This window comes from Serratia quinivorans (genome assembly GCF_946227985.1).
In the GTDB taxonomy this organism is placed as follows: Bacteria; Pseudomonadota; Gammaproteobacteria; order Enterobacterales; family Enterobacteriaceae; genus Serratia; species Serratia quinivorans_A.
This window is the reverse complement of the sequence record NZ_CAMKGL010000011.1, coordinates 108668-121455: the sequence shown is the minus strand read 5'-3', so window position 1 is coordinate 121455 and position 12788 is coordinate 108668. Positions and strand designations below refer to the sequence as shown.

Annotated in this window: 12 protein-coding genes; 2 read left to right on the top strand and 10 right to left on the bottom strand. The window is 54.1% G+C overall.

Translation table 11 applies throughout. The features are described from left to right. Window positions 1-239: 239 nt before the first annotated feature. On the top strand, window positions 240-1577 hold the full coding sequence (locus tag OCH02_RS21360; RefSeq protein ID WP_017894487.1) for an NCS2 family permease: 1338 nt from the start codon (window positions 240-242) through the stop codon (window positions 1575-1577). A 184-nt stretch (window positions 1578-1761) separates the two neighbouring features. Here OCH02_RS21360 and OCH02_RS21355 read toward each other — a convergent pair whose 3' ends face one another. From OCH02_RS21355 to rpmH, 10 genes are all read right to left on the bottom strand, one after another. Further along, window positions 1762-2814: a hypothetical protein gene (locus OCH02_RS21355; RefSeq protein ID WP_261432862.1), complete on the bottom strand. Its 1053-nt coding sequence runs from the start codon at window positions 2812-2814 to the stop codon at window positions 1762-1764. Window positions 2815-2909: 95 nt separating this feature from the next. Next, window positions 2910-3476 carry an NADPH-dependent FMN reductase gene (locus OCH02_RS21350; RefSeq protein ID WP_012004499.1) on the bottom strand — a complete coding sequence of 189 codons (567 nt, stop codon included), beginning with the start codon at window positions 3474-3476 and terminating at the stop codon, window positions 2910-2912. A gap of 174 nt (window positions 3477-3650) precedes the next feature. Further along, a complete protein-coding gene (locus OCH02_RS21345; RefSeq protein WP_261432861.1) occupies window positions 3651-4376 on the bottom strand; it encodes a 4'-phosphopantetheinyl transferase family protein in 726 nt (241 codons plus the stop codon). Window positions 4377-4484: 108 nt separating this feature from the next. Next, on the bottom strand, window positions 4485-5786 hold the full coding sequence (locus OCH02_RS21340) for a lysine N(6)-hydroxylase/L-ornithine N(5)-oxygenase family protein (protein ID WP_261432860.1): 1302 nt from the start codon (window positions 5784-5786) through the stop codon (window positions 4485-4487). 122 nt (window positions 5787-5908) lie between these two features. Next, window positions 5909-6709, bottom strand: coding sequence for an MBL fold metallo-hydrolase (locus OCH02_RS21335; protein WP_261432859.1), 801 nt, complete (start codon window positions 6707-6709; stop codon window positions 5909-5911). A 29-nt stretch (window positions 6710-6738) separates the two neighbouring features. Then, the gene (gene mnmE / locus OCH02_RS21330; protein WP_261432858.1) at window positions 6739-8103 is read right to left on the bottom strand and encodes a tRNA uridine-5-carboxymethylaminomethyl(34) synthesis GTPase MnmE; all 1365 of its coding nucleotides are present in this window, start codon (window positions 8101-8103) and stop codon (window positions 6739-6741) included. A 227-nt stretch (window positions 8104-8330) separates the two neighbouring features. Continuing rightward, on the bottom strand, window positions 8331-9968 hold the full coding sequence (gene yidC / locus OCH02_RS21325) for a membrane protein insertase YidC (RefSeq protein ID WP_261432857.1): 1638 nt from the start codon (window positions 9966-9968) through the stop codon (window positions 8331-8333). Window positions 9969-9970: 2 nt separating this feature from the next. Continuing rightward, window positions 9971-10228, bottom strand: coding sequence for a membrane protein insertion efficiency factor YidD (yidD, locus tag OCH02_RS21320; RefSeq protein ID WP_012004505.1), 258 nt, complete (start codon window positions 10226-10228; stop codon window positions 9971-9973). After that, window positions 10192-10551, bottom strand: coding sequence for a ribonuclease P protein component (rnpA, locus tag OCH02_RS21315; RefSeq protein ID WP_025123954.1), 360 nt, complete (start codon window positions 10549-10551; stop codon window positions 10192-10194). The genes yidD and rnpA overlap by 37 nt, the downstream gene beginning before the upstream one ends. Before the next feature lie 18 nt (window positions 10552-10569). Beyond that, window positions 10570-10710 (bottom strand): 50S ribosomal protein L34, encoded by a 141-nt coding sequence (gene rpmH, locus OCH02_RS21310; RefSeq protein ID WP_003849659.1) that lies wholly within the window; start codon window positions 10708-10710, stop codon window positions 10570-10572. A gap of 682 nt (window positions 10711-11392) precedes the next feature. Here rpmH and dnaA point away from each other — a divergent pair. Further along, window positions 11393-12784 (top strand): chromosomal replication initiator protein DnaA, encoded by a 1392-nt coding sequence (gene dnaA, locus OCH02_RS21305; protein ID WP_261432856.1) that lies wholly within the window; start codon window positions 11393-11395, stop codon window positions 12782-12784. Window positions 12785-12788 lie beyond the last annotated feature (4 nt).

Genomic DNA, 12788 nt, shown 5'->3' with positions numbered 1-12788 from the left:
CGCATCAGGCAGGATTGCGACCCCAGAATCACGGATTGCCGATCAATTTCAGTAAATACAAGCTGTTGAGGTTTTTAGCCGTAAAGACGGCGAAAAAAAGCCGTGATCAGCATCAAAACCCTGACTTTTTGTTATATACCCGGCATACTTGAAACCGCATTTGTGTTGGCTGCGAGTCCAATTATTTTGGGTATAGGATAGCCGGCGACGGTCCATTCCCTTCTTCGGAATTTCTGAAAATGAACAAACAAGTCACTGGCCTTGACGTTGAGCAAGGCTTGCTTGGGCGTGTGTTTAAGCTCAAGCAACATGGCACCACGGCGCGTACGGAAACGATTGCCGGTATTACTACCTTTTTGACCATGGTGTATATCGTGTTCGTTAACCCCCAAATTCTGGGTGCGGCGGGCATGGATACGCAGGCGGTGTTCGTAACGACCTGCCTGATTGCCGCTTTCGGCAGTATTTTTATGGGCCTGTTGGCGAATCTGCCGGTGGCACTGGCACCGGCTATGGGCCTCAATGCGTTCTTTGCCTTTGTGGTCGTGGGCGCGATGGGCATTTCATGGCAGGTCGGCATGGGAGCTATCTTCTGGGGGGCGGTCGGCTTATTGTTGCTGACTATTTTCCGCGTCCGTTACTGGATGATTGCCAATATACCCATGAGCCTGCGTGTGGGGATCACCAGCGGTATCGGCCTGTTTATCGGCATGATGGGGCTGAAAAATGCCGGCATCGTGGTGGCTAACCCGGATACGCTGGTGACCATAGGCAGTCTGACCTCGCACAACGTGCTGCTGGGCGCGCTGGGCTTCTTTATTATTGCCGTACTGTCCTCACGTAATTTCCATGCGGCGGTGCTGGTTTCCATCGTGGTAACTACCCTGATCGGCTGGGCGCTGGGCGATGTGAAATACGGCGGTGTGTTCTCCATGCCTCCGAACATTACCTCGGTAGTGGGTCAGGTTGATTTGGCGGGTGCGCTGAACATTGGCCTGGCAGGGGTGATTTTCTCCTTTATGCTGGTGAACCTGTTTGACTCCTCCGGCACTTTGATTGGCGTGACCGACAAGGCCGGTCTGACCGACGACAAAGGCAAGTTCCCGCGCATGAAGCAGGCGTTGTACGTGGACAGCATCAGTTCGGTGGCCGGTTCGTTTGTCGGCACCTCTTCCGTTACCGCCTATATTGAGAGTTCTGCCGGGGTTTCCGTCGGCGGCCGTACCGGTCTGACCGCGGTGGTTACCGGTATTCTGTTCCTGTTGGTGATTTTCCTGTCGCCATTGGCAGGCATGGTGCCGGCTTATGCCGCTGCCGGCGCGTTGATCTACGTGGGCGTGCTGATGACATCCAGCCTGGCGCGGGTGAAGTGGGATGACCTGACCGAAGCCGTACCTGCTTTTGTGACGGCGGTGATGATGCCGTTCAGCTTCTCGATTACCGAAGGTATCGCGCTTGGCTTTATTTCTTACTGCGTAATGAAGCTGGGTACCGGCCGCTGGCGTGAAATCAGCCCATGCGTGGTCGTGGTAGCGCTGCTGTTTGTGCTGAAGATTGTTTTTGTCGACGGTCACTGATACGAAAGAACAGGGCCGACAATGTCGGCCCGAGTTTGATGACAAAGTTGTCTTTGAATCCGAGATACCCGGGCCTAGCGCACCGAGGGGCGCTCCGGCAGCTGAAGCTGCTACGACCCCTTCGGCACGCTCTCCCTAATAACTAACTTTCTCCGTAGCCTGCAAGCCAATGCGTGTAGTTATCTTAGGTGCCCGGTGTTGCGTCGGGCGCCTGATGCAACATCCACTGCAACGGCCGTTTAAAACGCGCCTGCCAGCCGCCATCAGGGCTCTCGCCCTGGGCAAAATGCAAAGCCTCCACCTGATTATTTTCGCTGAACAGATTGGCAAAGTGCATTGCCAGTGCCTGTTCGCTGAAATTTTGCCGTTCGTAGTAGGCCACCACCAGCCGCTTATGGGTCGCCAGAGATTGCTGTGCCTGCTTGATCCCGCCATTTGGGGCAATCAGCAGCGCGCCGGCATAAAGTTGCGGGTATTTGGCTAACAGATTAGCGGCATGCAGCGCCCCCTGTCCGCGGGCGGCAAGGTAGATTTTCTGCGGGTTGAGCTTTAATTCTTCGGTGGATGGCTGCAGAGCCCGCTGAATCGCGCTCTGGGTGCTTTCGTCACTGTAATTTGACCAGCGGAAGCTGTTTTCAGACAGCAACTGGGTGCCGTTGATCTCTATATAGGCGACGCCGATCTCACTAAAAAACACGCGCTCTTCCGGTGTGATACCGGCGCTTTTGCCATAGGCGTGCAGGTACACCACCGTTGGCCAGCCTCCGGGCGGTGGTGTGCCGTCAGGAATGGCATAGCTGGCTTTGCCTTCGAACCAATGAGCATGTTGCAGATAGCGGGCTTTGGTTATCGCCAGAATCGACAGGTAGGTGCTGCTATGTTGGATGTTGTTGAAGGCGTCGTCTTCCAGCAGATTGTAGTAATACCATAACCCGCGATCGGCGCTCAGTTGCAGATAGCGCTCTGCCAGTTCGGTCTGGCCCTTTTCCGTTGAGGAAGCCGCCAGTTGATAGGGTGCCCATATGTTACGGCCGTCTTCACGCATCAGCGTCAGATACAACGACATGGCTGCGATCTTTTTATCTTCCTGGCTCTGGGTGGTGCGTGGCAGTTGGGCGCTGAGTGGGCTATGTACCGGTAGCTCGATCGGCTCTTCTCCGGCGGGATAATGCATTTCTGTAGCTAATAGCGGTCTGGTGGTGAAAGCCAGTAAGATGGACAAAATGAAAAAATACATAATTTAATGGCTTTATTTTTAATGTGTTGGGAGTAACTCTCTGATTGAAATGACGCCTTCAATTGAATTTTTTATGAAGGCGTCAAAAAAGACATTTATTTCAGACGACGAATATAATCGCTGAAAGCGGACAGTTGTCCGGTCAGGAAGTCTAAGGTTCCCTGATCGATCAGTTCCTCAGCCTGCGCGTCCACTTTGTTCTGGATCACACCGCCCATAAACTCCGGCTTGTTCATCACCATCGCATCGAGGAATACCAGGATCTGGCGCAGATGATACTGGCAGCGTGCGCCGCCAATCGGCCCCATAGAACTGGTCTGGATCGCCACCGGTTTACCGGCTAACGGCTGATTCGGCAGGCGGGATAGCCAATCGATGGCATTTTTTAACCCACCTGGTACCGAATAGTTATATTCCGGAGTCACGATGATCACGCCGTCGGCCTGGCGGATTTGCTCGGCAATGGCTTCCACCGAAGCGGGGAAACCTTCTTCCTGTTGTACATCGGCATCGTACAGCGGAATATCACGGATAGAGGGAAGAGCTTCGATGGTGACACCCTGTGGCGCAAGGCCGGGTAAGGCGCGGGCTACCATTGCGTTGTAAGAGCCTTTGCGCAAACTGCCGAGCAGGGTGACGATTTTTAATGCTTGGTCTGACATGGTGATTCTCCCTTTCGAATGAACAGATTCAGCTTGGAACACCTGAAGATACTAGGGCAAGAAGGGCGGAGAGAATAGATGATTGCTGAATAATTGGCTGACTTTGCAGTTTTATGCAGAAATTTATCTGTTAAAGAAAGTTTTATCTTACAGATTAGCCATAAATCGCCGATGTCAGCGGTGGAGCGCCAGACTGGTTAATTTCACAAAGCGGGTGGAGAGTGCAGGGGCTCGCGGGGAGATTTCGCCGTGCTTGTACAGGCCTTTACCCGCTTCGTATTGCCAGCAGATTAAGCGCTCCAGGCTGGGTTCACGTGCGCAAGCCCAGCTCAGATATTCGTCGGCATCGCTCATCACATGAACCTGAGGAGTGATGCTGGAGCGCAAATGACCGGAGAAAGGGTGCAGCAGCAGCGTCGATTGCCCACTGTTACCCAGGCCCGAAAGCTTCAGCACGCTCTGGCGAATACTCCACAGTTGGGTTTCCGCCTCTAGCCGGTCGTACTGTGCGCTGATCCAGGCGTTTTCTGCCGGCGTTTGGTATTGGTGTTGCAGCTCTCTATGTTGCCCGGCACGGGCACGCATGACTTCGATATCCAGGCCTACCTTGCCTTCCTGGCTGAGCAAAACCCCCACCGTATCGCTGGCATAGGCCAGGCTGAAATCGGGCAGGTGATTATCGACGAAACAGGGGCGTCCGGTGGGGGTGGTGGCGAGAGCCGGCAATGTCGACAAGCCATAAAGATAAAACATCATTTCTGCGAGCAGGATGCGCCCCTGCAGGAAGCGCTGGCGGCGTTTAACGGAAAAAGCAGCGGTTGCAGCAACTACCTCGGCGGATAATCTCCGGGTATCCAGTGCGGTGGATGTGGGGATCCATCGGGCAAAATGACATGCCATTATTCACTCCGTGACAGAGGGGGCGCTGAAAACGCTGGGGAGTTAGATTAAGCATAAGTCGAGGATTTATCATTAAAAAACAGTATGCGTTTTATCCTATTTATCGGACTAAGCAATATCATTGTCCGGCGGCGCATCACTCCACCATTGGATCATCGATGCGTTCGGCGTCAAATCAAAATGGGGTTTGCCGAGCAGGTGATTGAGGATGCGGGCCGAGCGCCAGGCCATCAGGCTGAGTCCTCCTTCTGCGCTGCCGTGGCTATGTATTCCGGCATTCACCGCATAAATGCGATTCTGTTCAGGCCCCTGCCACTCAAGGTTAAAATCCGGCTGTAGCGGCAAGCGTTGTTTGTTGTCGAAAGGAATGCGTGACAGCAGCGGTTTTAGACAGGACGGCAGCGAAGGGCGGTAACCCGTCGCTAAAATGACGACGTCGGCATGAAATCCTTCCTGACGATTTTCCAAACCGTGGCGGGTACGTAATTGATAGCCTTGGTCCGTCGGTTCGATCGCCAGCAACGTTCGGTGTGGTAAAAGACGGACATTACGCGGCTGGTGCATCACGTCGAAACGCATGTACAACTCATGGTACAGCGTGCGCAGCGTATGATTACTGATGCCGTCTGCAGGTAACTTCTGAGCCTTGATTTCGCGTTCGCGGATCTCCTGCGGTAGCGTATAAAAATAATCGACATATTCAGGAGTGAAGTATTCATTGGTGAAGGCGGACTCGTCCAGCGGCTGGAAATTCGGCCGACGAGAAATCCAGTCCAGCTGTGCGGCTTCTCCCCAATGGCCGCGTAGCGCGTTCAGGAAAATATCTGCACCACTTTGGCCTCCCCCGACAACGGCGACTCGCTTACCGGTCAGATCCGGGTTGCGAATGGCAATTTCGGCGGCATGCAGGCAGTTTTCGCCCAGTGCAGGGTAAAACGCCTCCGGCAGCCAGGGATCGTGGCCGGTACCCAGGCAGATATTCTTTGCCCACAAAGTCTGGTTGATGGTGCGGACTTCGAACAGCTGCTTGTCATCGTCAAAATCAATACTTTCAACCGACTGTGAAAACTGTAGCCCATCTAATCTATCGCAGGCCCAGCTCAGGTAGTCTGAGAACTCTTCACGGCTGATAATTTGCTGTTCGGTGATCAAAAACCGATAGATTTTTTTCTGCTCGACCAGGTAATTGATAAAGGAGAATTGGCTACGAGGTGTTACCGCCGTCACCAGGTCTTGCAGTACATAGGTCTGCATATAGGCGGAAGGCAGCAGCATGCCGGGGTGCCAACGGAAGCTGGCGTTTCGATCGAGAAAGGTGTATTTGAGGACGCCACTTTCATAGGCCAGCGCGGCCAGACTGAGGTTGAAGGGGCCAAGGCCGACACCCAGTAAATCCAGTGGGTCATTCATTTTTTCTTATCTCTCCCGACAAAAATCGCTGAGATAAGCTTAGGTGATTTTTGGCAAGCCAGGGGAGATAGCGATTCTTGTTCAATGGTATGGCGGTAAAAACTAATGTGCTTATTAGCGTTTTATTCCAGAACGAAAGTGTCTCCCGTCGCCGGTGATATCATCTCCGGTAACCACAGCCGTCCCCATGAACCGGTACAATGGCACCCCATGAGCTTATCGGGTTTTTGCTGATTCAGAAAATGCCTGACCTGCCATAACAGGCGCGGTGATGCGCAGCGCAGGTGGAAACCGCCGATCAACGCATGGATCTTATTGACCCCGGTGATCTTTTGGCAGTGGCGCACGATGTTAATGATCCCGCGATGTCCACAGCCGGTAATAATCACCAACCCACGATCGGACTTATAAATCAGCACACCCTCGTCGCTAACGTAATCCACCGCCTCGGTGTTGCCACTGATCACGCCATAGGCTTTTGGCTCGGCAACCGCGATTTCCCCGGACCAGATAAAACGTTCGCTGATATGCAGTGGCTCACTGCTGTACTCCATTTGATGCCGTGAGTAATCGATATCCAGCGATAATTTTTTGATTTTCCGGGTTTTACCCAGCAGTTTTACCGCCGAATAGCGTTCATTGGCGATCTGCGGATGGCAGATGATACGGCTGTTATCGGGTAACCAAGGGACGCCGCCGCAGTGGTCATAATGACCATGTGACAGTAGCGTCGCGGTTAACCCGGACAGATCGACGCCCATCAGTTCTGCGTTATGCAGGAAAGTGTTATCAGGGCCGGTATCAAATAAAACCGAGTCCGTTTCATCCTGAATCAACAGGCTGAGCCCGGCTTTCACCCGCAGCGATTTGTCCACGCCGGTGGCGCGGCGGTTTTCCAGTAACACCTTGAGAGTTAATGCCATGCCTGTTCTTTCCTTAGAGGGATGATGGTTTACTTGCCGATACAGAAGCTGGAGAAGATGCGTCCCAGCAGGTCATCGGAAGTGAATTCACCGGTGATTTCACTCAGCGCCTGCTGCGCCAGGCGCAATTCCTCGGCCAACAGCTCCCCCGCGTAAGCGCTCACTAACTGTTCTTTGCCCTCAACCAGATGCTGGGCCGCTTGCTCCAGCGCCTGCAGGTGGCGACGGCGTGCCAGGAAGCCGCCTTCCATATTGCTGGTGAAGCCCATGCTCTGCTTCAGGTGGTCACGTAGCAGATCTATGCCTTCGCCGGTACGCGCCGACAGGCGAATAAGTGAGTGGCCATTTACTTCGGTCATACCCAGCGTCTCACCGGTGATATCGGCTTTATTGCGCACCACGGTGATGGGCAAGCGGTGCGGCAGACGTGCCATAAACTCTGGCCAAATCTCAGCCGGCTCGGTGGCCGCGGTGGTGGTGCCATCGACCATAAACAGTACGCGATCCGCCTGTTCGATCTCGTTCCATGCACGTTCGATACCGATGCGCTCAACTTCGTCGATAGCTTCACGTAGGCCGGCGGTGTCGATGATGTGCAATGGCATGCCGTCGATGTGAATATGTTCGCGCAAAACGTCGCGGGTGGTGCCGGCGATATCGGTAACAATTGCCGCCTCGCGGCCGGCCAATGCGTTCAGCAGGCTGGATTTACCGGCGTTTGGCCGCCCGGCGATCACCACCTTCATCCCTTCACGCAACAGACTGCCCTGGTGCGCTTCGGCGCGTACGCTGTCCAGATCGGCCATAACGCCATTGAGCTGCGCTTCGATTTTACCGTCAGACAGGAAGTCGATTTCTTCATCGGGGAAGTCGATGGCCGCTTCTACATAGATCCGCAGGTGAGTAAGTGCTTCCACAAGCTGGTGGATGCGGGTGGAAAAAGCCCCCTGCAACGAGTTCATGGCTGAGCGTGCCGCCTGCTCTGAACTGGCATCGATCAGGTCGGCAATCGCCTCGGCCTGCGCCAGATCCAGCTTGTCGTTGAGGAATGCGCGTTCGGAAAACTCACCGGGCCGCGCGATACGCATGCCTGGCAGCGCCAACACGCGTTTGAGCAGCAGATCGAGGATCACCGGCCCGCCATGGCCTTGCAGTTCCAGCACGTCTTCGCCGGTAAACGAATTAGGGCCCGGGAACCACAGTGCGATGCCCTGATCCAGGGTGGCCCCTGCGGCATCTCGGAATGGCAGGTAATCGGCGTAACGCGGCTTGGGTAGCTTGCCGAGCAGGGCCTGGGCGACGTCTTTGGCGCCACGGCCGGAAATACGCAGAATGCCGACGCCGCCGCGTCCCGGCGGGGTGGCTTGGGCTACGATGGTATCGGTGGTGCTCATATACCCTTTATCCTTCAAGTTGCAGCGGTGTTGGCTGCCTTCTCTTACCCTCGGTCACCTGGCTTACCAGGTTCTCGGGAATGCGTTCAGTTGCCGCCTACCTGCAAGCTCGAATGCTGTCGGGTAAGGCGGTTCTCTCTGACAATAAAATATGCAAAAAGGCGGTCTAATGACCGCCTCTTATCTATCGCTGCAAGGGTTCAGCGCGCCAAACCCTTACAATACGCTTAGGTCTTTTTCTTGTCGCGGCTGTGTAAGCCACGTTTTTCCAGGCCGCGGTAAATCAACTGCTGCTGGAGGATGGTCACCAGGTTACTGACGATGTAGTACAGCACCAGACCGGACGGGAACCACAGGAAGAACACTGTGAAGATCACCGGCATGAAGGTCATGATTTTCTGCTGCATCGGGTCAGTCACGGTGGTTGGCGACATCTTCTGAATGAAGAACATCGTCACGCCCATCAGGATTGGCAAGATGTAGTACGGGTCCTGCGCCGACAGGTCATGGATCCACAGCGCGAACGGCGCATGGCGCAGCTCAACCGAGCCCATCAACATGTAGTACAGCGCCAGGAAGATTGGCATCTGGATAACCAGCGGCAGACAACCCCCCAACGGATTCACTTTCTCAGACTTGTACAGCGCCATCATTTCCTGGCTCATGCGCTGTTTGTCATCACCGATACGCTCACGCATCGCCTGCAGTTTTGGCTGCAGCATGCGCATTTTCGCCATCGAGGTGTACTGCGCTTTGGTCAGCGGGTACATGATGCCGCGCACGATGAAGGTGATGATGATAATTGAGAAGCCCCAGTTACCGATAAAGCCGTGGATGAACTTCAGCAGTTTGAACAGCGGCTGGGAGATGAACCACAACCAACCGTAATCCACGGTCAGGTCCAGATGCGGTGCCAGTTGGGCCATCTGATCCTGCAGTTCCGGGCCAACCCACAGGGTGGCGTTCAGCTGCTGCTGCGCACCAGGCTGCACCACTACCGGAGTAGATTTGAAGCCGATGGTAGACAGGTTGTCGCCAGGCTTGGCGGTATAGAAGGTATTACTACCCTGAGTTGCCGGTACCCAGGCGGTGGCGAAGTATTGTTGCAGCATCGCAACCCAACCGCCCTGGGTGGTCACGCTCAGGTTCTCGTCCTTATCGAACGCATACTTCTGATATTTGTCTTCGCTGGAAGAGTACGCCGCACCACGGAAGGTGTGCAGAGCGAAGTTATTGCTGCCGGTGTCACGGTGCTTAGGCAGTTCGGTGGTCTGCTTCAGTTGACCGAACAGGGTCAGTTCCAGCGGAGTGGTGCTCTTGTTGTCGACGTTGTAGTCAACGCCAACCGCGTAATGGTTACGCTTGAGCACGAAAGTCTTGGTGTAGATTGCACCGTCTTTACCGGTAAAGGTCAGCGGGATACGCAACTCTTCCTGGCCTTCCGGCAAGGTATAGCTGTCCTGCGCCGCCTGGAACAGAGGACGTTCGCCATTTGCCGGGTTATCCGGGCCGTTTCTGCCGGTCAGGCCGCTTTGCGCCTGATAAACAAATGCCGGTGTGGTTTCCAGCAGCTGGAATGGCGTCGATGAACCCAGAGTGTCCGGGTAGGCCAACAGTTTAGCCTGCTCGATATCACCACCACGGGTGTTGATGGTCAGCGACAGCACGTCAGTGTTTACGGTAATAAGTTTACCTTGGCCACTGGCTGGAACTGCTGAGCTTGCGGCATCACCGGTAGCAGGGTTCGAAGTCTGTTGCGTGGTCTGCGCGACTGGTTGCGGAGCGTTGTCCGTTTGCCAGGCTTGCCAGATCATGAAAGACACGAACAGCAGAGCGATGAGGAGAAGATTGCGTTGCGAATCCATCGTTAGTGTTCTCTGTTATCGTCGGGTTTCGGCGGCACGGGATCATCGCCACCTGGGTTCAAGGGGTGGCATTTTAATACGCGTTTCAATGCTAACCAACTGCCTTTTATCATGCCAAACCTGCTTAATGCCTCAATTGCGTAATGAGAGCATGTCGGCTGGAAGCGACAACGAGGCCCAAGCAGCGGACTGATGACGAGCTGGTAAGCCCGCACCAGCCCGATCAGGATGCGGGAGCCTGGCGACAGTGGCGACGCCATAATTTTTCCAAAGCTTCCGTCAGTGCACGGTTATCCAAATCCGCTATCCCTTTTTTGGCCACCACGACAAAATCCATCGCCGGTAACTCGTGCTGAAGTAAACGGAAGCTTTCGCGGGTTAGGCGTTTGATCCGGTTGCGTTCATGCGCGCGTTTGACGTGTTTTTTGGCGACGGTAAGACCGATGCGGGGATGCCCCAGCTGGTTCAGGCGGCCGAGGATGGTGATTTGCGGCGTGCCAGCCCGTTGTGGCTGCTGGAAGACGAAAGTGAAGTGAGTGGGAGTTAACAAACGTAACTCCCTGGGAAAAGCGAGCTTAACCACTCAGCGGGTTAGCTTTTATTACTTAGAAACAGTCAGACGAGAACGGCCTTTCGCACGACGGCGGGCCAGAACTTGACGACCATTTTTGGTGGCCATACGAGCACGGAAGCCGTGGCTACGGTTACGCTTCAATACGGACGGTTGGAAAGTGCGTTTCATGGCGATTTCTACCTAAACTTAAAATAATTACTGATCAGTAAACGCGTTTGGCTATTCGGCGTGAAGACGACCGACGCCTCAATCGCAATATATAAAGAGGCGGGATTGTAATAATTGTACAGTCCTGAGTCAATTCACATTGCGCTAGCCTACCTGGTTGTCTGCCAATTCGGAGTAAAATCCGGTATTGGCCCGTGGTCACCGCAGAATCCTGTCCGGTTAATGACACACCATTTAGGAACCAGGTACACACGTAGGGCGAAGATTATACGGACTCGGGGGTAAATCGCAAGGATCCCGATGCGATCCTTGGGGGCAAAGCCAAGGATCTGGCGTGGATAACAGGGTATAACCGGTTGACAATGTAAAAAATACCTTTCCTCAGGCGGGTTTTTGCCTGCAATTTAGCGAGGCTGGCGAAAAGATCGCCGCAGGCCGGGGCCTGTGGATAAAATGGATCTAATCTGTGATGAAGAGGAGGATCTCTTGCGCGGATTGCGCTATGATCCGTCATTCCGATCGCGATCTCTCAAGCGGGGATCGTGAGGGACATAAACCGTGAAAGGCGGTTCGCATCCCCCACAGGCAAACAGCCGATGCCGGGTATGTGTCAAAAATCATGAGTTATAAAAAATTAGCCTGATTCTTTTCTTTTATTGATCTTGTTCGAGTGGAGTCCGCCGTGTCACTTTCGCTTTGGCAGCAGTGTCTTGCCCGATTGCAGGATGAGTTACCTGCCACAGAATTTAGTATGTGGATACGCCCATTGCAGGCGGAACTGAGTGACAACACCCTGGCGCTTTATGCGCCCAATCGTTTTGTGCTGGATTGGGTTCGCGATAAGTACTTAAACAATATCAATGGCCTGTTGAATGATTTCTGCGGTACGGATGCCCCATTGCTGCGTTTTGAAGTGGGCAGTAAACCCCTCTCCCAAATCATTAGCCAGACCGTCACCGCCAGCGTCAGTGCACCCAGCGCGCCAATAGCGCGTGTTGCCGCGCCGTCCCGCCCAAGCTGGGACAACGCAGCGCCGCAGCCTGAACTTTCTTACCGCTCCAACGTTAACCCAAAGCACACCTTTGATAACTTTGTTGAGGGTAAATCCAACCAGTTGGCGCGCGCGGCGGCCCGTCAGGTAGCAGATAACCCGGGCGGTGCCTATAATCCGTTGTTCCTTTATGGCGGTACCGGTCTGGGTAAAACTCACCTGTTGCACGCGGTGGGTAACGGCATCATGGCACGCAAGGCCAACGCCAAAGTGGTCTATATGCACTCTGAACGCTTTGTGCAGGACATGGTCAAAGCCTTGCAGAACAATGCCATTGAAGAATTTAAGCGTTATTACCGTTCGGTTGATGCGCTGCTGATCGATGACATCCAATTTTTTGCCAATAAAGAGCGTTCACAGGAAGAGTTCTTCCATACCTTTAACGCCCTGTTGGAAGGCAATCAGCAGATAATCCTGACCTCGGACCGTTATCCGAAAGAGATTAACGGCGTGGAAGATCGTCTGAAATCCCGCTTCGGTTGGGGGCTGACGGTAGCAATCGAACCGCCAGAACTGGAAACCCGCGTAGCGATCCTGATGAAAAAGGCCGACGAGAATAATATCCGTCTGCCGGGCGAAGTGGCGTTCTTTATCGCCAAGCGCCTGCGTTCCAACGTGCGTGAGCTCGAAGGGGCGTTGAACCGCGTGATTGCCAACGCAAACTTTACCGGCCGTGCCATTACCATCGATTTCGTGCGTGAAGCGCTGCGCGATCTGCTGGCACTGCAGGAAAAGCTGGTCACCATCGATAATATTCAAAAGACGGTGGCGGAATACTATAAAATTAAAATCGCTGATTTGTTGTCCAAGCGGCGCTCGCGTTCCGTTGCCCGTCCCCGCCAAATGGCGATGGCGCTGGCAAAAGAGCTCACCAACCACAGCCTGCCAGAAATCGGCGATGCGTTTGGTGGCCGCGACCATACCACGGTGTTGCACGCCTGCCGGAAGATCGAGCAGCTGCGTGAGGAAAGTCACGACATCAAAGAAGATTTCTCCAATTTAATCAGAACATTATCTTCCTAGCGCT